Origin of the sequence: Mycobacterium paraffinicum (assembly GCF_025822865.1) — a bacterium.
Taxonomy (GTDB): Bacteria; Actinomycetota; Actinomycetes; order Mycobacteriales; family Mycobacteriaceae; genus Mycobacterium; species Mycobacterium paraffinicum.
The window spans coordinates 57,703-78,082 of sequence record NZ_JACKUR010000024.1; the positions used below are offsets into that span (position 1 = coordinate 57,703).

Below are 20,380 nucleotides of genomic sequence, written 5' to 3' on the forward strand. Positions count from 1 at the left end.
CCCGCGACGGCGGCCAATCGGCCTGCGCGAGACTCGGTCAGAATTCGCACCGGCGCCCCAGGCAGCCGCCGCTGAACGTGGCGTCGGCGGCAAGCAGGGCCTCCTCGGCGCCGACGTAGGTGAGCACCTGTCCGGCCCGAGTGCCGTAGCGGTAGACGGTGATGCCTTTCACCCTCGCCTTCCACGCAGCCAGGTAGATCGCGTGGACGTCGTCGACGGTCGATTCCGCCGGCAGGTTGACGGTTTTGGACACCGCGGCGTCGACGTGCCGCTGCACCGCGGCCTGCATCCGCAGGTGCCAATCCGGGGTGATCTCCCCCGCGGTGGGAAACGCCGCCCGAACCTCGGCGGGGACGTGCCGGTCCGCGCGAACGCCGCCGTGCCGGGCGATTTCGGCGATCAGGTCGGGATGGTAGAAACCGCGGTCACGCGCGAGCCGGTCGAAACACGGGTTGACCTCGAGCAGGCGTCGCCCGATGACGGCCCGGACGTAGGCGATCGCGAACATCGGCTCGATGCCCGCGCTGGTCCCGGCGATCAACGAGATGGTGCCGGTGGGCGCGATGGAGGTCAGCTGGGCGTTGCGCCGCGGCGCAGAACCCGCGAAGCGGCTGTCCCGGAAGGCCGGAAACGGTCCGCGCTCCTCGGCCAGCCGCTCGGAGGCGGCATGTGCGACCCGGTTGACGGTGCGGGCGATCCGGCCGGCCAGGCGAACGCCGCGCTCGCTGTCGTACGGAATGCCCAAGCCGGCCAGCATCTACGCCAGACCCATGACGCCCAGCCCGACCTTGCGGGTCGCCTTGGTGGCCGCTTCGACTTCGGGGAAGGGAAAGCGGCTGACGTCGATGACGTCGTCCAGGAAACGCACGGCCAGTTCCGTCACCGCTGAGAGCCGATCCCAATCGACGCCGCCGCGGCTGACCATCCGGGCAAGGTTTATCGAACCGAGGTTGCACGACTCGTAGGGCAACAGCGGGACTTCCCCGCACGGGTTGGTGGCCTCGATCCGGCCCAACGCAGGCGTCGGATTGGCGCGGTTGATCGTGTCGAGGAACACCAGTCCCGGGTCGCCGCACCGATGTGCGGCCTCGCAGATCGCGGTGAACAGATCGGCCGCGGGCACCGTCGCGACCGTCGTGCCCGTCCTCGGGTTGACCAGCCGATGGCCGCCGCCGCGCCCGACGGCGCGCAGAAATCGGTCCGTCACGCCCACCGACAGATTGAACTGGTTGAGCTCGCTCGCCGAGCGCGACTTGGCGGTGACGAAGTCGTAGATGTCGGGGTGCGATACGTCGAGCACTGCCATCGACGCACCGCGTCGGCGACCGCCCATCGAGATCACCGCGGCGGCGTGATCGAAAAGCCGAAGGAACGAGAGGGGTCCGCTGGCCGTCCCGCCGGTGCGGGCCACCGAATCGCCGGCGGGTCGCAGGTGGGTGAACGCGTAGCCGGTTCCGCCACCCGCCTGGTGTATGTCCGCGCTCTGCGCGAGCGCGGTGAAGATCGAATGGAGCGAATCAGCCACTGGCAGAACGAAACACGCGGAAAGCAGCCCCAGTTCGGTGCCGGCGTTCATCAGCGTCGGCGAGTTGGGTAGAAACTCGAGGCCACGCAGCAGCGCCGAAAACCGTTGGGCCCACACCGCCGAGGACCCGGACTGGAACCGCTCTTCGGCCCCCGCGACGTGGTTCGCGACGCGGTCCATCATTTCGCCGGTTGATTCAACCGGCCTGCCGCGGTCGTCGCGCAACAGATAGCGCTCGCCCAGCACCGTCACGGCGGCCACGCTCAATTTGAGTTCGTCGCGCACACCTGTCAGCTCTTTGGTCGCGCGTAATTCGGCATGGTGCCGGCGGTAGACGGCATAAGCGCCGGCAACGTCGTCCAGGCCGGCCGCCGCCAGCTGCGCCTCGACCACATCTTGGATCTCCTCGACCCCCGGAATTCCGCTGCGGGCCTCACCCGCAAGGGCATCGGCCACCGACCTGGCCAACCCGCCGGGCAAGTCCGGGTCGCGGTGTCCGACCTCACGGGCGGCCCGAGCGATCGCCGTCTCGATGCGGCCCACGTCGAATGGCACCAGACGTCCGTCCCGGCGCCTGATGCTCGACGGCCACCGCGCGGACCGCGCTGTACCGACCATCGTTCGAGTATCCCCGTAACACCCAAAAGTCGTCGCCCGAAACGAGATAAGGACTTCCGTCCCTACCGTGGTGTCGGCTCGAGTGGTCGGATCGAAGACGTCCGTTTCAGACAACAGACATCCCAGGAGAAAACAATGACCAGCACACTGCCTGCGACGCAGAAGCCGCACATGCTGTTCCCCGAGTTCGCGGACTTCTTCTCGGCGTTCCCGTCGTTCGCCGGAATCCGTCCGATGTTCGACACCCGGCTCATGCGGTTGGAAGACGAGATGGTTGACGGCCGCTACGAGCTGCGTGCCGAGATTCCCGGCATCGACCCGGCCAAGGACGTCGATATCACCGTCCGCGACGGTCAGCTCACCATCAAGGCCGAGCGCACCGAGAAAAAGGAGTTCGACGGCCGATCGGAGTTCTCCTACGGCTCGTTCGTCCGCACCGTGTCGCTGCCGTCCAACGCCAACGAAGACGACATCAAGGCCACCTACGACAAGGGCATCCTCACCGTCTCCGTGCCGGTCTCACAGCCCGCGCCCGAGGAGAAGCACGTAAAGGTCGCCGCGAAATAGTCGGCTGAAAGCGGGGCCCGGGCAGCGTCGCCCGGGCCCACCACGGCCGTTGCGGGCGCCGGCTCCGGTGATGACTTTGGGCCCTATCCGCAATCTGCGCGTGACGGAATAATGGCGACGGCTGACGTAACTTGGCTGGTGCGGTTGCGGCTGAACGAAGGGGCATAGCGGCTATGGGCGGTATTCCAACGTTGTCGTTGACCGACTCTGACGTGGACACCCTGGCTTCGGAATTCCTGCAATCGCGGTATCTCGGCCCGATTTATGCCGACTGGTCCCCGGATCGACGCCTCGACACGTTTCTGCGGCGCCGTGGCCTGTCGCGCGTTGCCGACGACGGCGACCTGTCCAATACCGTCCTGGAACGCATCATGGCCCACGTCGGCCGCGCCTCGCAGCGGGCGCGAGGCTGATCACAACAGCGGCCCTGGCGCCGATGCTCAATTAACAACGCCTACTGCCGCTTCCAGCTCGGCCAGACACTCCTCGGTCGACGGTATCAACGTCTCGATATCGGGCACCACGTCGCGGCCCGCGGCATAGCCGAACCCGATCCGGTCGGCGTACGCGCATGTCGTGATGTTGAGTGCGTGACCGTCGTAGACCGTCGACACAGGATACATCTCCTCGATTCGAGCGCCGTTCCAATACATTTCGGCTACCGGGCCGCGAACGTGGGAAACCGGCAGGTTGTATCCGGTCCGGATTTTCGGCGTGAACGGGAGCAGCGGGCCGATCGCCGTCGCCGCGATGCTGCCGGCGTTCGTCAGCAGTGACGCCGCCGCTCCCCGTTTGGCCACCCAGTGCTTGCCCTCGGACATGGATCGATGGATCGCGTTCAGCCGGGCCAGTGGGTCATCCAGGTTGGTGCCCAGCGGACACATCCACAGCCCGAACCTGTTGCCGTGCTGATCGTTTCGCGCCTCGTCCTCGGGGCCGCGCACCGTGATGGGGCAGGCGGCCACCAGTGACCGGTTGGGCAGTTCCGCGCGATCACTCAGCCAGCGCCGCACCACGCCGGCCGCCATCGCGGTGAGCACGTCGTTGCCGGTCACGCCGGCCGCCTGCCGCACGGCTTGGATGCGATCCTTCGCCCAGCTGCCCGCGGCGACCGCGCGCTCGGGGCCCACGCGGCCATTGAACCGGGTGTAGGGCGCCCCCAGGGGCAGCGCCGTGGTGTGCCCGACCAGGGCATCCAGCACCGTCGCAACCTCGCCGGTGGCCACCCGCCCGATCAGCCCCACACTCGACGCCGCCGCATCGGTCAGCGACCGCAGCGGCGCGACCAGACGCGACACCAATCCGGCCGAAGCCCGCGGCGGGGGCTCGGGCCGGCAATCGGCGTAAAACGGCGGCATCGACCGGCGGTCGGGATCACCGCTGAGCGCGTCGGTGATCATCTGAAAGCCGGCCACCCCGTCGGTCACGCTGTGATGCACCTTGATGTAGAACGCGAAGCGGCCCCCGTCGAGGCCGTCGATCAGATACGACATCCACATCGGCCGGCTCCAGTCGAGGCGCATCGCGTCAAGCTCCCCGATCAGCCGCCAGAACCCATCCCCGGACACCGTGCGGCGCTGGCAATGTCGGCTCACATCAACGGAATCCATGTGCCGCCAGACCCACATGCCACCGGTCTCCACACCGCGATGCGGATACCTGCGGAGCCTCGGATCGACCGGGTGGTTCCCGCCCAGCGTCGTGCGGTGCAGTTCATCGACGTAGTCGGGCCCGGCGTCGTCAGGCGGCGACAGGACCAGCACGGCACCGACGTGCATCGGGTTGGACACCCACTCCGCGGTCATCATCGCCGCGTCCAGCGGATCCAGCGGGTTCATCCTCCACCTCCGCGACTAAGCGGGGCGGTCGCGCCGGGGCACCGCCCCATCCAATAGGCCCGACTGCTGCAACGCCGCCTCGAGGAACCGCTGTACCGGTCGCGCACGGAAGAAGCCGGTATGACCACCGCGGTACCAAACGATCTCGGGTTTCCCCCAGTGTTCCCAGAGGCGGACCACCTGCTCGCGTGGATGCACCACCTGATCGGCGACGCCGGCGTAGATGAAGCGGCCCGGCATGGGCACGAGCGGGGCGAGCGAAAGCGGCGACGTCATCCGCCCGATGGGCTCGGCGGCTTCGATCGTCCGACGGCGCGGATCGTCGGGGCCAAGCCCGGAGTGCCGACTCAGCAGCCCGACCAGGTCTGCGACCGGGACACCGAGAATCGCACAGGTGAGCCCGGTTTCGAGGCTGGCGACCAACGCCGTGATGTAGCCGCCCAGCGACAGACCGTTCAATCCGATCTGCGATTCCGGCTCCTCTCGGCGTATCCAGGACAGCAACCGCCGGATGTCCCACACCGCCTGCGCGGTCGCGTGCACGTCGTCGAGGATGTCCTCGCCCGGAAACACCGCACCCTTCGGCAGGCCCCGGGCGCGGGGGCCGTGCATCGGCAGGACCGGCATGACGACGTTCAACCCGAGGTCTTCGTGTAACCGCCAGGCCCGGAACACGGCGAGATCCAACGCGGCCCGGCCCATTTCGGTTCCGTGGATGCACACCAGCCATGGGCGTGGTTGCGGATGGCGCAGCAACAGGGCGTACTCGCGGTCGTTCGCGGTGTAGCCCATCCACCGCTGTGCACCGGGTTCACCCGGCCGGGGCCGGTATCCGCTGTCGAAGAAGATGCGGTGGAAGGAACGCCTCCCCCCTTTGACCTTTCGCACCGTCACCTCCGAAAGTGGCGGCGGCGCACCGAAAAATCGCCTCGGGTTAGTGAGCCATCCCCGGTCGCCATAGAACTTCAGCCCCGCGGCCACCTCGCGCGTGATGCGCTCGAAATCCTCGGGGCGGCTGACCGGGCGCCGCGCCTTCAGGCCCATCAGGACGACCTCGTCGCGGAACGCCTGGGCCGCCAGGGCGAGGGTGGGTCGCGCGATCGGAAGCTCGTCAGGGGCTTGGCCGAGATATTCGCGCCATGACTCGGCGAAATATCGACCGGTGCTCGTGAACGGTTTGACGGCACTGCCCAGGCCGACGCCCCCGGGTGGGGTCAACGGCAAAGCGCCCGGACGCCGGGAAGCGTCGTTGTTGGTCGGTACCGCCATGGTGGCAAATTAGCAGGCGCCGAAATCGTCGTGTTAGGGACTTACGGCCCGGTCGGTGCCGCGAAAGTCCTTGGCCGGCAAGCCGAGGGCGGGCGGCCGGTCTGGGCCATATGACCGGGCGTCTAGGGTCTTTTGTCACTCGCGCAGATGTCTGGCCAGTCGTAACCTCGGAGCCGTCACAAGTATCTCCGAAAACCCCTTGTCGATCAGGAGTGAGATCATGACCGAAGCACCGCACAAGACCGAGCCACGTTGGGCCGAGCTCTCCGACGATGTGCTGGAATCCGTCGAATCCGGCCGCAAGCACGCCATCGAGGCCGTCCGCAAGTTCGTCGACCAGATCAGTCCGGTGCTCCCCGAGCAGTCGCGACGCAAGACCGTCGTCGACGCCGCGCTGGACCTGGCCGACGACCTGGTCACCGCCCGCATCGAATTCTTCCGCAACGTGGTGCGCAGCGCCGGTCAGGCCGTAAGCAAGCACGACGAATAGACCGCTGCCGCAGGCTATTCGACGTCCGACTCGCCCGATAGCACCAGGACGGCGCTCCGCACCGCGTGCTGCAATTCGACCGCGGCGGTCCAGCTGTCGCCCGAGGGCACGATCGGCTCCCCCACCGCAATGTCGATCGCTCCGCGCCGCGGGAAATGGTGTTCTGGGCGCAGAATCGTCCGGGTCCCGCGAATCCCCACCGGCGTGACGGGCACACCGGTCCGGGCGGCCACCACGAAGGCGCCCATGTGAAACGGTCGCAACCCCGGGGCGCGGGCCAGGCGGCCTTCCGGGAAGATCACGAGCGACTGGCCGGCCCGCACCAGGTCGGCCAGCCGGTCGGTGTCCGCCACGCCGTGTTCACGCTCGTGACGTTCCACGAACTGGTGGCCCAGCCGCCTGAGCACGAATCCGTTGATGCCTTGATGCTCAAGGACTTCGGCGGCGACGAAGTGAAACCGTTGCGGCATTTCCGACGCCAGTGCCAGCGGATCGATCCAGCTGGGGTGGTTGGCCACCGCAATCGACGCGCCTGGCGGGAAGCGGTCGAGCCCATCCACGGCGATCACCGTCCCCGTGAGACGAGCCAGCAACCGGACCGCGGCGCGGGCCACCCGCCAACGCCAATCCACCCGCGGTAATAGCAGCAGCAGGGCGGCAACCGCCAGCCCGAGGATCGTGTACACCGCCCATGCGTAGCCGGCGAAGGCCACGTCGCCCGCCGCGCGACCAACGCGACGCAGCGAAGGCATCGCGCCGCGGAGGCGAAGCCGTGCCAGTTCCCACCACACCGCCCGTGGTCGCGCGCCGATTTTGCCGGACTGGTAGAGGGTCCGGCTGGCCGCCCGCCTGATCTTGCCGCTGGACGTCTTCAGTACGGTGCGGGGTGGCGCCAGCACCACATCGTCGGGCGCCACCCCGAGCAGATCGACTGTAGTGGCGGCGATTTCGGAGCGTAACGCGGCGCGCGCGTCGTCTCGAATCGCTCGGGTCTCCGCCATGACCACGAGCCGCTCGGGGCCACCGGAGGGATCGGGCGAGGCGAACACCGCCACACAGCCCGTGCGGACACCTTGGATTTTGCCCACCGCCTCTTCCAGTTCCGCGGGGTGCAGGTTGCGTCCTGCCCGGATGATCATGTCCTTGATCCGGCCGGTGACGTACAGGTCGGCCTCGACCGTGTACCCCAGGTCGCCGGTGTCGAGCCAGGCGTCGTGGAACAGTGCGCGCGTCGCCGCCGGGTTGTTGAAATAGCCTGCGGTTGCGGACGGACCGCGGAACTCCACGCGCCCCTCCCGGCGGTCACCCAATTCGTTGCCGGCGGCGTCGACGATCCGGATCTCGTGACCGGGCAGGGGTCGGCCGCTGGCGACGAATCGAAGGTCCCGCTCCCCGGGCTTGGCGGGCTCGGCCTGCCCGGACCTGACGAAGGCGTCTCGGCGAATCCGGTCGATGATCGGCCCGCGGTTCAGCGGGGGGAACGCCAGCCCCACCGACGACTCGGCCAGCCCATAGACCGGTGTCATCGCTTCTCGGCGAAACCCNTACGGGGCGAAGCGATCACCGAAACGTTCGATGGTGGCGGCGCTAACCGGTTCGGCGCCGTTGTAGGCAAGCCGCCAGCAACTGAGATCGAGACCCTCGATCTCTTCGTCGCGGATCTTCGACAGGCAGAGTTCGTAGGCGAAGTTCGGACCGGCCGACATGGTGGCACGGTTGGCATGGATCGCCCACAGCCATCGCGATGGGCGGATCAGGAACGCCTGCGGGCTCATCACGACCAGCGGGACGCCGAAATACAAGCTGCCCAACCATGCACCGATCAAACCCATGTCGTGATACAGCGGCAGCCAACTGACGAACGTGTCCGACCCGGTCGCCGCCGCGGCCCGACCCATCGCCCGGATGTTGGCGAGCAGGTTGCGGTGCTTCAGCGCAACCCCTTTGGGCTGCCCGGTGCTGCCGGAGGTGTACTGCACCAGCGCCAGGTCGTCGGTCCGCGGCCTGGGAAGCGATGATGGTGCGTGTTCGCCTGCTCGCGTGAGAGATTCGGGAACGAGCACATGACGCAGGCTTTCGACGTTCGAGCGCAACAGGTGGCCCAGGGCGACGGCCTCCGGCACCGTGACGAGCATCGTGGCGCACGCATTGGCGAGGATGCCGGCGGTGCGACGCAGGTGGTCCGCCAGCTGGGACGGCCGCGCGGGTGGGTAGACCGGGACGGGCACCGCGCCGGCGAGGACCACGCCGGCGAATGTCACGAAATACGCCCGGCAGGTCGGCAGCATGATGGCGACGGCGTCACCCGGCAAGACGTCGTGCGCGATCAGGCCGGCGGCCACCGCGGCCGCCTCGCGGTGCAGATCCGCATAGGTCATGTCGGTGCTGTTGCGGGGGTCACCCGCATCGTCGAGGATCCGGAGGTGGATGCGGCCCGGGGTCGCACCGACGTGCCAGTTGAGGGCGTCGTTGAGGGTCAGCGCCGACTCGGGCGCCGGCGCGGACGATGCGGTGGCCGGAAGCGAGACGACGCCGCGGCCCGCGCGCACCGCGGCGTGACCCCGACCCAGGACCGGGTTGAGCGCCGCCACCAGGTCGCGCGGTGTCTCCGCGCTGGCCAGGGTGTGGGGCGGCAGCGCCACCCCGAATTCGTCCTGCACGCGCAGCAACAGTTCGGCCAGTTCCAGGCTGCCGATGCCCAGGTGGTCGAAGGAGCTGTCAAGCGTCACCGAGGGTGGCGCGGCCTGCGAGTGAACCTCTTCGACGAGGCCGCGGACCAGCGCGAGGACGGGAGGAGCGCAGTCTTGGTGTGCCATCGGTCGGCGCGACTCCTTCGACTAGCAAGCAGGTCCTATGCTGCGGCCGAATCCGGCCTTCCGATAAGGGCGCAAAGCCATCAGATGGCGGGGGCATTTGTCACTTGCGCCGCTAGTCGAATGCCTGGATCACCTGGCGGGCCACCTGCCGAATCTGCTCGTACACACCGCGATCGAGGGGTAGGTCGCGAAAGCGCGGTATCTCCCCCGTCGCGGTGACCACGCCCGGTTCCTCGCGCTCCCATCGCGCGTTAACCTTCTCGCCCAACGCGCGTGCGGACGGATTCTCGGAGAGCACGCGGCCATGGAAGCGCTTGATGCCGTCGACGCGGGCCGCGACCGCCAGCGCGCCGAGCAGCAGCGTACCGATCCCGCGCCCCTGGTAGCCGTCCGCCACGGTCAGCGCAACCTCTGCCGAGACGGGGTCGTCTTGATCCCGGACGAAGCGGGCATCGGCGACGACCGGCCCGGCCGGGCCGTCGGTGACGACCCAGACGAAGTGGTCGACATAGTCGACCTCGAAGAGATACGTCAGGCGCGCATCGGTTGGGGTGCCACCCTGGTACCGCCGATACAGCGTCTCCTTGGAGAAGGAACCGCTGCTCTTGAACCGCTCGGCATCGCCGGGCAGGACGGGCCGCAGCAAGAGCGCGGCGCCGTCCCGGCACGACACCGGGATGGGGACGATGTACGCGGCCAACCGCTGCCGCGCGGTGCGCAGCATCTGGTCGGTGATCGCCGGCATGGCCAGCATGCAGTCGAAGGCCGCGCTGTATCCGGTATAGCCGTGCACGTCCTCCCGCGCGGTCACGGTCGCCGTTCGGGTCGCATGCCGCAGCAACGCGATCTCGCCGACGATCGTCGCGGATGACAGCTCGGTGGTCGTGACCCGGCCCTTCGGGCCGACGTGCCTCACCACGACTCGACCGGACGCGATGATCGCGAAGGACTCCGCGCGCTCCCCCTGCCGCATCAGGACCTCCCCGGGCGCGGCGTGCAGGGGCTCGAGCAGGGCGGCCAGCGCCGTAAGGTTCTCCGCCGGAATGTCGGCGAACACCGGAAGCGCCGCCAGCTCCTCGGCGCGGACAGCGCTCACGCCGGCCTGCCCGTCAGCCCGAGACTGCTGCCCGAATCACGCCCCGATTGCGAATCCATTGCTAAATCGGTCATCTCGCCAATTTCGTAATCCGGTGCGCCCGAAACGAGTAACGTGGCGATGCACCCTCCCCGATGTACGGTACGCGACCTGCACCGCCATCGCCGGAGAAGTAAGTAGGTGGCGATGGTGACAAAAGACCCTGTCGGACTGGGACTTCGGCAGGCCGGAAGGAAGACCAAAGCCTTTCGGTAGTCGTGCTGTTGGCCTCTACGGCCGGACCTCCGGGGCTGGTCGGATGGATCGCTAAGGCTAGCGGGGAGGGAACATGAATGCAGCGAAGTGGCGGCCGCATTGGTCGCAGCGCAGGTCGACGGCCACGATCTATCAGCTGACCGATCGCCTCCACGAGGGACATGTTGCCCGAGTGCCCGCCCATCAGATACCCGCTACCGTGTCCGCTTGGTTGGCGGAGCTCGGCGCCCACAGCCCCTTGGTCGACGACCTGGAGCGCGCGGTCGAAGGCGGCGATTGGTCCGCGGCGCACGCCCTCGGCGAGTGCCTCTCCATCGAGATAGCCCTGGCCGACTGAGAGCCACCACAGGGGGCTCGTGCCCCGGGGACGTTTGCCGATCCCCACATGACTTTCGTCACTACCGAGTAGCCACCGCGCTCCGCAGGATCGAACGGTATACCGGTTCGCCTATGTCATCGGTAAACGTTTCGGGAGCAATGGATCGCATTATGAAAGCACCACTGGCCTCAATGGAGAGGCCCGATTTCCGCAAGATCGAAAACCGCGCGCCCTCGGTGGCACAGATGTTCGTCAACCGTGTCGCAGCCACCCCGCACGCGGAGGCCTTCCGCTACCCGCAGGACCACACCTGGGCGAGCGTGACCTGGCAGCAAGTCGGTGAACGCGTCAGCAATCTCGCCGCGGGTCTGATCGCGCTGGGCATCGAACATGAGGACCGGGTGGCGCTCGCCTCGGCGACGCGCTACGAGTGGGTGCTCGTCGATTTCGCGATCATGTGCGCGGGCGCCGCCACCACCACCGTGTATCCGACGACCAACGCCGCCGATGTCGCGTATATCGTCGCCAATTCCGGGAGCCGGGTGGTGGTCGCCGAAAACCAGGCCCAGCTCGACAAGCTGATCGAACACCGGGCCGAACTGCCTGACGTCAGCAAGGTCGTCGTCATCGACGGCAACGGCGACGGCGACTGGGTGATCACCCTCGCCGACCTGGATCTGTTGGGCAAGCAACTGCTCGCGGACTCACCCGACGCCGTCAAGGAGCGGGTCGCAGCCGTCGGCCCCGATCACCTGGCGAGCCTCATCTACACCTCCGGCACCACCGGGCGGCCCAAGGGCGTGCGGCTGACGCACGGCGCGTGGACGTACACCGCCGCGGCCATCGATTCGCTGGACATCCTCGGCCCCACCGACCTGAATTTCCTTTGGCTGCCATTGGCGCACGCGTTCGGCAAGGTGATGCTGGCGTTGCCCCTGCAGATCGGTTTTCCCACCGCCATCGACGGCCGCGTCGAGCGGATCGTCGACAACCTGGCCGCGCTGCGGCCCACCCTGATGGGCGCGGCACCGCGCATCTTCGAAAAGGCGCACGCCCGCGTCCAGGACATGGTCGCCGAACAGGGCGGGCTCACGAAATTGATGTTCGACTGGGCGATCAAGGTCGGTATCAAGGTGTCGGAAGCCCGGCAGACCGGTACAAAGCCCTCGCTTGCGACATCGCTGGCCTACAAGGTGGCCGACCGCCTGGTGTTCACCAACATCCGCGAGCGGTTCGGCGGACGTCTGCGGTTCTTCGTCTCCGCGGCCGCCGCGCTGGACCGTGACGTCGCCCAGTGGTTCGACGCCGTGGGCATCATCGTGCTCGAGGGCTACGGGCTGACGGAGACCGCGGCGGCATCATTCATCAACCGCCCCAACGCTTATCGGCTCGGGACCGTGGGCTGGCCATTCCCCGCCACCGATGTGAAGATCGCCGCCGACGGCGAGGTATTGCTCAAAGGGCCGGGACTGATGACCGCCTACCACGACCTGCCGGACGCCACCTCCGAGGCGCTGGACGAGGACGGGTGGTTCCACACCGGTGACATCGGGGAAGTCGACCCCGACGGATTTTTGCGGATCACCGACCGCAAGAAGGACATGTTCAAGACCTCCCAGGGCAAGTACGTGGCGCCGTCGGCGATCGATGCGCGGTTCAAAGGCTCATGCCCGTACGTGAGCGAGATGCTGGTCTACGGCGAGGGCAAGCCGTACTGTGTCGCCCTGGTCAGCCTCGACAGCGAGGCGATCACCGACTGGGCCAACAAGAATGGCCTGGCGGGCAAGTCATTCGCCGAGATTGCGCGTGACGACAAGACACAGCAGCTGATCGCCGGATACATCGACGCCCTGAACGCCGAACTGAATCGCTGGGAACAGATCAAGAAGTTCACGATCGCCGACCGCGAACTGACCGTCGAGTCGGGCGATCTGACGCCGAGCATGAAACTGCGCCGGAAGGCGGTCATCGACAAATTCTCCGACCGCCTCGAGGCACTCTACGAGCATTGACGGCGCGGCCTTCGCCCGGGACCTAAGACCCGGGGCTGGGGGCTAACGACTCTCGTGGAGCCACGTCCACCGTCCATACGGTGGGCGAATATCGGTAACGGCAACAGTGAAGAGGGATGGCATGCAATCAGATCGCCTCAGGTGGCTGGTAAAAGTGAAAGGCCCATTCGCCTCGGTATATTTCGACGACTCGCACGACACCCTGGACGCCGCCGAGCAGCTCGAAGCGAAATGGCACGGCATCCGTCAGCATCTGCACGAGATGGGCGCTGACGGGGCAATCGTCGGCATGCTCGAGGATGCGGTGCTGCATCATCGACCCGCTGTCGGGCGGCGCGGCCGCGCGGTGATCGCCACCGCAGAACATGTACTGATCAACGAGCACCTGATCAACCCGCCGCCGGCCACGGTGATTCGGGTGTCGGAGTATCCCTACCTCGTGCCGTTGATCGATTCGGAAATTCGGCGGCCCACCTACGTGTTCGCCGCGATCGACCGTACCGGTGCGGACATCAGCCTGTATCGAGGCGGTGCCGTCAGCTCCGAAAGCGTTGAGGGCGGCGGCTATCCGGTGCACAAGCCGACGACTGCCGGTTGGAACGGTTACGGCGACTTTCAGCACACGACCGAAGAAGCCATCCGTATGAATTGCCGTGCGGTCGCCGACGAACTCACGCGCCTGGTGGACGACGCGGATCCCGAAGTGGTGTTCTTGTGCGGAGAAGTGCGTTCGCTCGCGGATCTGGTTGCCGAACTGCCCGAGCGGGTCGCCGAACGGGTGTCGGAGTTGCATGCCGGGACGCGCAAGAGCCATTGCGACGACGAAGAGATGAGCGAGCTGACGGGTGAGGAGTTCGCCCGGCGTCGTGGCATCGAGATGTCCGTCCTGGCCCAACGATTCGAAGCGGAGATCGGCCGCGGATCCGGGCGGGCGACCGAAGGCCTGGCCGACGTCTGCCGGGCCCTTCGGGACGGCAACGTCGACACGCTGATCGTCGGCGAGCTGGGCGATGCCACCGTGGTCACCGGTACGGCACTGACCACCATCGCGGCCGACGCCGACGCGCTGTCCGAACTCGGCGAACCGGTGGCACGGGTGGCAAGGGCCGATGAGGCGTTGCCTTTCAACGCCATCGCGGTGGGCGCCTCGTTGGTCCGGGCCGGTCAGCTGATGGCGCCCGTCCAGGGAGTGGGCGCCCTGTTGCGCTACGCCGCGGGCGACCGAGCTCGTCGTCGCGGCGCGTAGACGGGGAACCGCCCGCACGGCAACAGGTTTGGAGCGGCGGTCCCGGACGGGGGGATTGCCGGGACCGCCGCGGCTTCAGTTGGTCTGTTGGTGTTCGCTCGCCGGCGTGATGAGTCCGTAGTGGCCGTCGTAGCGGTGATACAACACGCTGCCACGGTCCCGGGCGGCGTCGACGAAGAACAGGAACGGTAGGCCGAGCAAGCCGATCCGCTCGATGGCCTGCTGGACGTCGAGCCGCGGGGCCGGCTGCGGACTGACGGTCAGCGGCAACTGGAACGGCGCCAGCTTATCCGCAGAGCCCGGATTGACCTGTGCCAGGCGGTATTCGGTCGGGCCTTCGCGGTATAGCACGCTGTCCTGCTGCGTACCCTCCTCGGTGAAGAGGTGGAAGTCGTAGTCGAGCTGCTCCATCTCCAGCGCGGCCTCTTCGACCGTGCACGCGGGCAGGCTGTAGGACTTGTGCCGCATGATCCGGCGTTCGCTTTCCGGTCGCGGGAAGTACTTCGGCCGGTGGTTGTGTTCGGTTTCGTGCCGCCATTCATGCGGACGGGGCATGCCGCCCCGCTTGGCTTCCCAGTGCTCGGCCGCACGCTCCAGTTGGCGACGCAGTCGCGCCTCGAGTCGATCGATGGCTTCCTGCGCGGTGACGCCTTCGACCTGTGCACGCACCGGCCGGCCGTTGACGTCCAGGGTTGCCTGCGCGATCACCCGGCGCGCCACCGCGGGGTCGCCGTGCTCGGCCAACCTGACGTGGGCGTGCAGCACCGGTTCGTGGGCGAGCTGCCCGAGCTGGCCGATCTTGGTGCGCGCGTATTCCTCGGCATCGGGCAGCTGGCCGTGCGTCGTTATCTGGACGTCGAAGGCAGTCGGTAAATCGGGTCGGTGTCTCATGGTCGCTTTCTTGCTTCGTCGCTGATCGCTCAGTGATGCAGACCCGTAACGGGTTCGTGGGTACTGGTTTGGATGTCGACGGATGTCGCAGCGAACAGCTGATTCGCCAGATCGGACAGTGCGCGGGCGATCGCGAGCTCGTCGCCGATCGCGGCCATGGGCGGATCGGCCGGGTCGAGTCGCGCCAGGCCGATGCCGACGAGCGTCTTGCCCGCCCAGGACAGCCGCGCCTTGGCCCGGGTCCGTTCGTCGCGCTCTTCGACCAGGACGTCGATGCGGCATGTCTTGGTGCCGTCGTCGATTTTCGTCATCACCAGATGCGACCATTTCGCGCCGGGGCCCCAGTAGGGGCGGAAGTCCCGAATCGTGAGGTCGTTCGTCGGCCCGCCGCGGCGCCGGGTCGGTGGCTTGAAACAGCCAGCAAATATGTTGACGCGTACGAAGAAAATGTCGAACTTAATCGACATTATTGCTGGGATTAATCGACAGTTTCGTTCGCGTATATCGTCGTGCCCAACAGTAACGGGCGTGTCCGACCTCCCGACACAGACCAAGTACCTGCATGCCTCGCGGGGCCGCCGGTCGGCCCCGCACTCAGGCGACGACCGCGAACAGGCGATACTGGCCACGGCCGAGCGCCTGCTGCAGGAACGGCCGCTCGCCGACTTTTCCGTCGACGACCTAGCAAAAGGCGCCGGGATTTCGCGTCCCACCTTCTACTTCTATTTCCCATCGAAGAACGCGGTGCTGCTGTCGCTGCTCGACCAGATGAACGCCAAGGCGCACGCGGCCCTCATGTCGCTCGGCGGCATATCGACCGACGACCCCGCGGAACTCTGGCGGGCCCGCATCGAGGCGTTCTTCGAGGTGTCGGGCGCTCACCCGGCGGTCGCCGTGGCGGGCGCGTCGGCGAAGGCGACCAACCCCGAGGTGCGGCAGTTGTGGTCCACGCTCATGCAGAGGTGGATCTTGCTGACCACCGCGGCCATCAAGGCGGAGCGCGGCCGGGGCGCCGCCCCCGACACCGTCCCGGCGGAGCAGCTGTCGGTGGCCCTCAACATGCTGAGCGAGCGGGTGATGGCCGCGACGTTCACCGCCGAGGACGAGGCGATGCCCGAGGACCGGGCGATCGACACGCTGCTGCACATCTGGCTGGCCAGCATCTATCAGCGCTGACCCAGCGCCCGGCTGGCGCGGTCCAGGCTCTCGTCGATCAGCCGGTCCACCGCTCCCAAGTAGTTTGGCGACGCCGGCTTTCCCGCCAGGTCGGCGATCGCCTTCTGCTCCCCCAGAACGTCTGCCGCAGCCAGGTTTTCGGACATCCGATCGGCGTGCACCACCAGCCCCACCAGCAGCTCGGCGCATTGGGATCCGGCGACCACGGTGCGCCGGGCCAAGGTGCGCAGCGCATCCCACTCGGCGTGCCAGGCGCCGTCGGGCCGTTCGTCGTTGGCCAGCGCCGCGGCGGTGTGCAGGGTCGCTGCGAGCTGCGGCGCACAAACCGCGGCCCGGCGAATGAGGATGGATAGCACCGGGTTTCGTTTATGTGGCATCGACGACGAACCCCCGCGGTTCCCGCCGCCCGGCTCGCTGAGTTCGCCGATCTCCGGGCGGGCCAGGGTGACGATGTCCGAGGCGATGCGGCCCCAGGAGTCGGTGCAGCCGACGAACGCGTCGGCTGCCGCGGTGACCGGCGTTCGCGTCGTGTGCCAGGGCGATCGGACAGCCAGACCCAAAGCCGTCGCCGCGCTTTGCACCAGGCCGATCGAGACCTCGGCGGGGTCGTCGGCGCCGGTGAGCAGCGCCGCGAGCTCCGTGCTCGCCGCCAGTGTCCCGGCGGCCCCGCCGATCTGGATGGGAACGACCACCGCGAACAGGCCTTCGATGGTGTCGACGGCGCCGTTCAGCCAGCCGGCCGCCTTCGCGCCGAACGTGGTCGGTGCCGCGTGTTGGGTGAGGGTGCGGGCCACCATGGGCGTCGCCCGGTGCCGGGTGGCGAGCTCGGTCAGCGTCGAGATCTGCTCCGCAAGCTGCGCTCTCAGCTCCCCGACCACGTCACGCACTCCGAGCATCAGGCCGGTGTCCAGGACGTCCTGGCTGGTGAGTCCCCGGTGGATCCACGGCGCGACGGCCGGCGCGGCACGCTGCCGCAGCAGGGCGACCAGACCGATGACCGGGTTGCCGCCGTCCTCGGCGGCGGCCGCCAGGGATTCACAATCGTTGGAGGTCAGCAGCGTTGGCAGGTCCATCCCGGCGCACTCGGCCGGGGCCAGGCCTTCGGCGACGAGGGCGTCCAGCCAGGCGGCTTCCACCGCGACCATCGATTCCAGCAGGGCCCGATCCGTCATGTGGTCTCGGGCCCGGTGGTCGCCGGGCCACAGCAGGTTGGTCATCGCCCACCGTCCCGGTACGCCAGGAACACCGTTTCGTGCGGGCCCTGCAGGTGGATGTCGAAACGGTAATGCCCGCAACCACTTTCGGCGTCACAGAGCAAGGTGGCGCGCCGCTCGGCATCGAGGCTCGCCAGCAGCGGGTCGGTGCTCGCGTCGCCGCCGGGTAGGTAGGCCCGGGTGAACAACCGGTCCAGCAGGCCCCGCGCGAAGACGGTCAGGGCGAAGAACGGCGGCCGCCCGACGCTCGCAGGTCCGGGCGCCACGGTGATGAAGCCGTAATGACCGGCGGCGTCGGTCGCCGACCGGCCCCAGCCCGTGAACGTCGCATCATCTCGATGGTGTCGACCCGCCGCGCCCGGCGCCGCGCTTGCGATCGACACCCAGTCGCGGCGCAGCGAACCGGCGTGCCGCGGGACGCGTCCGGTGCCGTCCGGTTGCCACAGCTCGACCAGGGCGTCCGGGACGCCGTCGCCCGCGCCGTCGTAGACCGTGCCGTGTAGCCGAACGGCGTGCGGATGGCCATCGTCGACCAAGGCGCTGTCCCCGGGATACGGCAACCCGAGGTCCAGGAATGGACCGACCGTTTGTCCTGGGGTGCAAGCGAATTCAGCCATCGTCACCCTCGACCGGCGTTCGGGTGCCACCGGACAGCACGACGTCCCACCGATACCCGGTCGCATACTCCGGCTCGGTGAGGTCGTGGTCGTAGCGGGCGATCAGCCGGCGACGCGCGGCGGGGTCGAGGACCGACTGGAAGATCGGATCCAGGTCGAAGAGCGGGTCGCCGGGGAAGTACATCTGGGTCACCAGGCGCTGCGGGAAGGCGGTGCCGAAGAGGGAGAAGTGGATGTGCGCCGGGCGCCACGCGTTGCGGTGATTGCGCCACGGATACGGGCCGGGCTTGATGGTCAGGAAGCGGTACGACCCGTCCGGCCCGGTCAGACACCGGCCGGCGCCGATGAAGTTCGGGTCGAGCGGAGCCGGGTGCTGGTCACGCTGGTGGCGGTACCGGCCTCCGGCGTTGGCCTGCCAGATCTCGATCAACTGACCCGCCACCGGTTTGCCCGAGCCGTCGAGCACCCGCCCGGCGACGATGACGCGTTCTCCGAGGGGTTGGCCCGGGTGGCCGGCCGTCAGGTCGGCCTCGACCGGGTCGACGTCCTGGTGGCCGAAGCACGGCGCCCAGCGTTCGACATCCTCGGGATCGACCGGCACCAGGGGTTGTTTGGGGTGGCGCAGGATGGTGCTGCGATAGGGCGGGTAGTCGAGCCGGGGCTGCGCTTCGCTCCCCCGGTATTCGGCTGCAATGCTGGCGATCTCGGCCGTGATGTCACCCTGAGACGCGACACACTCCGGGTTCATGTGCCGTGACGCTACTCTCGATGGCCCCGCACGCCGGGCAAATCGGCGGCGCGGCCGGACTTAGAGCGAACGCACCAGCGCGGCCCGCCCCTTGGTGCGCATCTTGTAGAGGGCGGAGCCGCGGTATTGCTCCATTTTCGCGGCCATCTTGTTGCCGAGTTCCTCGAGCTCCGCGTCGGTGATCTTGACCTCGGGGGGAGCCGGGATCATGTCGCGCTCCTCTTCGTCGGCGTGCGCCTCCAGCACCGTCTTGAAGGAGTTCCACTCGTCCTCGTAACCCGGCGCACTCTGCGGGGTCCTGAGCAGCACCGAGAGCTGGTCGACCACCTGGCGGTGCTCGGCATGAGCGACGGCGATCAGCTTGGTGGCGTCTTTGAGGGCCGGGTAGTACAGGTCGTCCTCGATGCGGAAGTGGATGTCGAGCTCGATCAGCATGTCGTCGAAAAGGGCATGCCGCTCTTCGCTATTCACCGGCGCCTCGCCGATCTTGCGGCCGAGGCCCTTGATCACGATGTGGTGTTCTTTGAGCACGTCGTAGGCGTTCACTGCGCTTTCCCTTCTCCGATTCCCACCGCTGCACCGAGCCCCGGCTCGGGTTCGCCCCGAACTTCGACCATTCCGTTGACCAACCTGGCCTGGTAACACGGCAGCGGCGCCGCCGCCGGGCCGCGCAGAACGTCTCCCGACTTGGCCGCGAACCACGAACCGTGCCAAGGGCATACGAGCCGGCCGCGGTCGACCCAGCCATCGGCCATCGGGGCGGCCAAATGTGGACACAACTCCCCGAACGCCGCGACCTCCCCGGGGCTGGTCTGGCACACCACCAGCCCCACGCCGTCGACCTCGACGCGCACCGGCTTTCCGTTCAGCGTGGCCGCCGGCAGCACCGGCGTCCATTCCGCGGTGCGCAGCCGCGCGCCCGACTGGTCGATGCCGATGCCGGACTCGAACACCAACGCCCCGCCGAGGTAGCTGCCCGCGACGGTGATGCCGTAACCCAGTGCGGTGAGCGCGATGCCGCGTCCGTGGCGGCCTCGCCGGCGATCCCACCAGGACTGCGCGTACAGCCCGGTGGCCACCAGGTTCACCAGGCCGTGGACGGCACCGACCCGGCGATCGGTCTCGTGGGTGTGCTGCCAATCGGTGACACCGGTGACGGCCGACCCGATGCTGGCCAGAATGCCCACCCCCAGGGCGCGCGACGCGAACTTCGACGCGTCGCGGACTTCGGTGGCGGGCTGGCCCGGCAGCAGGCTCAGGGCGTCCAACGCGACGGTGGTTCCCAGCGCGCCGCTCGTCAACGACGCCAGCGGCGGGTGAACGGGGTGGCCGAGCCACACCCCGTGCAGCGCATTGGTGACCGTGTTGCGGGCGCTGCCCAGGCTGTTGAAGGCGAAGCTCAACAAGTGCTCGAACCGGTAGCTCGGCCGATCCAGCCACTCTTGACGCCCGATGGCGGACACCACTCGCGATCCGAGTTTGCGCAATCGACCATCCAGGGACCGAGCAGCCATTACACCAACCTTCCTCATATGCGTCGCCAAAAGTCGGCAGCGCACGCAAAATCGAACCATTTACCCCTTGATTGCCGCACGCTCACATGCGCAGCGGAGCTGACGTGACCACCGTAGCCCGGGCTTCTGGCCGCTGAGTTGTCAGAAACCTGTGAGTTACCACAAAGCA

The 20,380-nt window shown here is 67.8% G+C and carries 18 protein-coding genes and 1 pseudogene; 7 read left to right on the plus strand and 12 right to left on the minus strand.

Annotated elements, in window-relative coordinates; translation table 11 throughout:
- Positions 1-37: 37 nt before the first annotated feature.
- A pseudogene (locus tag H7J89_RS14175) lies at positions 38-2,143 on the minus strand (adenosylcobalamin-dependent ribonucleoside-diphosphate reductase).
- Between the two features lie 135 nt (positions 2,144-2,278).
- Here H7J89_RS14175 and H7J89_RS14180 point away from each other — a divergent pair.
- Both H7J89_RS14180 and H7J89_RS14185 read left to right on the plus strand, forming a co-directional pair.
- Entirely contained in the window at positions 2,279-2,710 is a 432-nt protein-coding gene (locus H7J89_RS14180) for an Hsp20/alpha crystallin family protein (RefSeq protein WP_264044338.1), read from the plus strand.
- Between the two features lie 197 nt (positions 2,711-2,907).
- Positions 2,908-3,123: a hypothetical protein gene (locus H7J89_RS14185; protein WP_264044339.1), complete on the plus strand. Its 216-nt coding sequence runs from the start codon at positions 2,908-2,910 to the stop codon at positions 3,121-3,123.
- 27 nt (positions 3,124-3,150) lie between these two features.
- Here H7J89_RS14185 and H7J89_RS14190 read toward each other — a convergent pair whose 3' ends face one another.
- Positions 3,151-4,548, minus strand: a complete 1,398-nt coding sequence (locus H7J89_RS14190) for a wax ester/triacylglycerol synthase family O-acyltransferase (protein ID WP_264044340.1) — start codon at positions 4,546-4,548, stop codon at positions 3,151-3,153.
- Positions 4,549-4,563: 15 nt separating this feature from the next.
- A complete protein-coding gene (locus H7J89_RS14195; protein WP_264044341.1) occupies positions 4,564-5,817 on the minus strand; it encodes an alpha/beta hydrolase family protein in 1,254 nt (417 codons plus the stop codon).
- Between the two features lie 220 nt (positions 5,818-6,037).
- Between H7J89_RS14195 and H7J89_RS14200 the strand changes: the two genes are divergently transcribed.
- The gene (locus H7J89_RS14200; protein ID WP_067205764.1) at positions 6,038-6,307 is read left to right on the plus strand and encodes a hypothetical protein; all 270 of its coding nucleotides are present in this window, start codon (positions 6,038-6,040) and stop codon (positions 6,305-6,307) included.
- 14 nt (positions 6,308-6,321) lie between these two features.
- On the opposite strand, the gene H7J89_RS14205 is transcribed toward H7J89_RS14200, so the two are convergent.
- Positions 6,322-9,123, minus strand: a complete 2,802-nt coding sequence (locus tag H7J89_RS14205) for an AMP-binding protein (RefSeq protein WP_264044342.1) — start codon at positions 9,121-9,123, stop codon at positions 6,322-6,324.
- 112 nt (positions 9,124-9,235) lie between these two features.
- Positions 9,236-10,219: an acetyltransferase Pat gene (pat, locus tag H7J89_RS14210; RefSeq protein ID WP_264044343.1), complete on the minus strand. Its 984-nt coding sequence runs from the start codon at positions 10,217-10,219 to the stop codon at positions 9,236-9,238.
- A gap of 328 nt (positions 10,220-10,547) precedes the next feature.
- On the opposite strand from pat, the gene H7J89_RS14215 reads away from it, so the two are divergent.
- The 3 genes from H7J89_RS14215 (at position 10,548) to H7J89_RS14225 (ending at position 14,051) form a co-directional block, all read left to right on the plus strand.
- The gene (locus H7J89_RS14215) at positions 10,548-10,811 is read left to right on the plus strand and encodes an Rv2628 protein family (RefSeq protein ID WP_264044344.1); all 264 of its coding nucleotides are present in this window, start codon (positions 10,548-10,550) and stop codon (positions 10,809-10,811) included.
- Positions 10,812-10,963: 152 nt separating this feature from the next.
- Positions 10,964-12,805: an AMP-dependent synthetase/ligase gene (locus H7J89_RS14220; RefSeq protein ID WP_264044345.1), complete on the plus strand. Its 1,842-nt coding sequence runs from the start codon at positions 10,964-10,966 to the stop codon at positions 12,803-12,805.
- Between the two features lie 121 nt (positions 12,806-12,926).
- Entirely contained in the window at positions 12,927-14,051 is a 1,125-nt protein-coding gene (locus tag H7J89_RS14225) for an Rv2629 family ribosome hibernation factor (protein ID WP_264044346.1), read from the plus strand.
- 75 nt (positions 14,052-14,126) lie between these two features.
- Here H7J89_RS14225 and H7J89_RS14230 read toward each other — a convergent pair whose 3' ends face one another.
- Positions 14,127-14,942 (minus strand): ribosome hibernation promotion factor, encoded by an 816-nt coding sequence (locus tag H7J89_RS14230; RefSeq protein ID WP_264044347.1) that lies wholly within the window; start codon positions 14,940-14,942, stop codon positions 14,127-14,129.
- Positions 14,943-14,971: 29 nt separating this feature from the next.
- Positions 14,972-15,253, minus strand: a complete 282-nt coding sequence (locus H7J89_RS14235; protein ID WP_264044348.1) for a DUF1876 domain-containing protein — start codon at positions 15,251-15,253, stop codon at positions 14,972-14,974.
- Between the two features lie 217 nt (positions 15,254-15,470).
- On the opposite strand from H7J89_RS14235, the gene H7J89_RS14240 reads away from it, so the two are divergent.
- Positions 15,471-16,118 carry a TetR/AcrR family transcriptional regulator gene (locus H7J89_RS14240; RefSeq protein ID WP_067205793.1) on the plus strand — a complete coding sequence of 216 codons (648 nt, stop codon included), beginning with the start codon at positions 15,471-15,473 and terminating at the stop codon, positions 16,116-16,118.
- Here the strand turns inward: H7J89_RS14240 and H7J89_RS14245 are convergent.
- Genes H7J89_RS14245 through H7J89_RS14265 form a run of 5 tightly spaced genes read right to left on the minus strand, consistent with a single transcriptional unit; the run spans position 16,109 to position 20,211 of the window.
- Complete coding sequence (locus tag H7J89_RS14245) at positions 16,109-17,335, minus strand: lyase family protein (protein WP_264044349.1); 1,227 nt, start codon at positions 17,333-17,335, stop codon at positions 16,109-16,111. The genes H7J89_RS14240 and H7J89_RS14245 overlap by 10 nt on opposite strands.
- The gene (gene pcaG / locus H7J89_RS14250; RefSeq protein ID WP_264044350.1) at positions 17,332-17,949 is read right to left on the minus strand and encodes a protocatechuate 3,4-dioxygenase subunit alpha; all 618 of its coding nucleotides are present in this window, start codon (positions 17,947-17,949) and stop codon (positions 17,332-17,334) included. The genes H7J89_RS14245 and pcaG overlap by 4 nt, the downstream gene beginning before the upstream one ends.
- Positions 17,942-18,697, minus strand: a complete 756-nt coding sequence (gene pcaH / locus H7J89_RS14255; protein ID WP_264044351.1) for a protocatechuate 3,4-dioxygenase subunit beta — start codon at positions 18,695-18,697, stop codon at positions 17,942-17,944. Before pcaH ends, pcaG begins: the two co-directional genes overlap by 8 nt.
- Positions 18,698-18,757: 60 nt before the next feature.
- Positions 18,758-19,243 carry a hemerythrin domain-containing protein gene (locus H7J89_RS14260; RefSeq protein WP_264044352.1) on the minus strand — a complete coding sequence of 162 codons (486 nt, stop codon included), beginning with the start codon at positions 19,241-19,243 and terminating at the stop codon, positions 18,758-18,760.
- Positions 19,240-20,211, minus strand: a complete 972-nt coding sequence (locus H7J89_RS14265; RefSeq protein WP_264044353.1) for a Rieske (2Fe-2S) protein — start codon at positions 20,209-20,211, stop codon at positions 19,240-19,242. Before H7J89_RS14265 ends, H7J89_RS14260 begins: the two co-directional genes overlap by 4 nt.
- Positions 20,212-20,380 lie beyond the last annotated feature (169 nt).

Excerpts from the sequence above, each read along its gene's own strand:
- H7J89_RS14235 (WP_264044348.1), bottom strand. The coding sequence starts at position 15,253 with ATGACGAAAATCGACGACGGCACCAAGACATGCCGCATCGACGTCCTG.
- H7J89_RS14200 (WP_067205764.1), top strand. The coding sequence starts at position 6,038 with ATGACCGAAGCACCGCACAAGACCGAGCCACGTTGGGCCGAGCTCTCC.
- H7J89_RS14220 (WP_264044345.1), top strand. The coding sequence starts at position 10,964 with ATGAAAGCACCACTGGCCTCAATGGAGAGGCCCGATTTCCGCAAGATC.
- pcaH (WP_264044351.1), bottom strand. The coding sequence starts at position 18,697 with ATGAACCCGGAGTGTGTCGCGTCTCAGGGTGACATCACGGCCGAGATC.
- H7J89_RS14265 (WP_264044353.1), bottom strand. The coding sequence starts at position 20,211 with ATGGCTGCTCGGTCCCTGGATGGTCGATTGCGCAAACTCGGATCGCGA.
- pcaG (WP_264044350.1), bottom strand. The coding sequence starts at position 17,949 with ATGGCTGAATTCGCTTGCACCCCAGGACAAACGGTCGGTCCATTCCTG.
- H7J89_RS14230 (WP_264044347.1), bottom strand. The coding sequence starts at position 14,942 with ATGAGACACCGACCCGATTTACCGACTGCCTTCGACGTCCAGATAACG.
- H7J89_RS14245 (WP_264044349.1), bottom strand. The coding sequence starts at position 17,335 with ATGACCAACCTGCTGTGGCCCGGCGACCACCGGGCCCGAGACCACATG.
- H7J89_RS14180 (WP_264044338.1), top strand. The coding sequence starts at position 2,279 with ATGACCAGCACACTGCCTGCGACGCAGAAGCCGCACATGCTGTTCCCC.
- H7J89_RS14195 (WP_264044341.1), bottom strand. The coding sequence starts at position 5,817 with ATGGCGGTACCGACCAACAACGACGCTTCCCGGCGTCCGGGCGCTTTG.
- H7J89_RS14215 (WP_264044344.1), top strand. The coding sequence starts at position 10,548 with ATGAATGCAGCGAAGTGGCGGCCGCATTGGTCGCAGCGCAGGTCGACG.
- H7J89_RS14225 (WP_264044346.1), top strand. The coding sequence starts at position 12,927 with ATGCAATCAGATCGCCTCAGGTGGCTGGTAAAAGTGAAAGGCCCATTC.
- H7J89_RS14190 (WP_264044340.1), bottom strand. The coding sequence starts at position 4,548 with ATGAACCCGCTGGATCCGCTGGACGCGGCGATGATGACCGCGGAGTGG.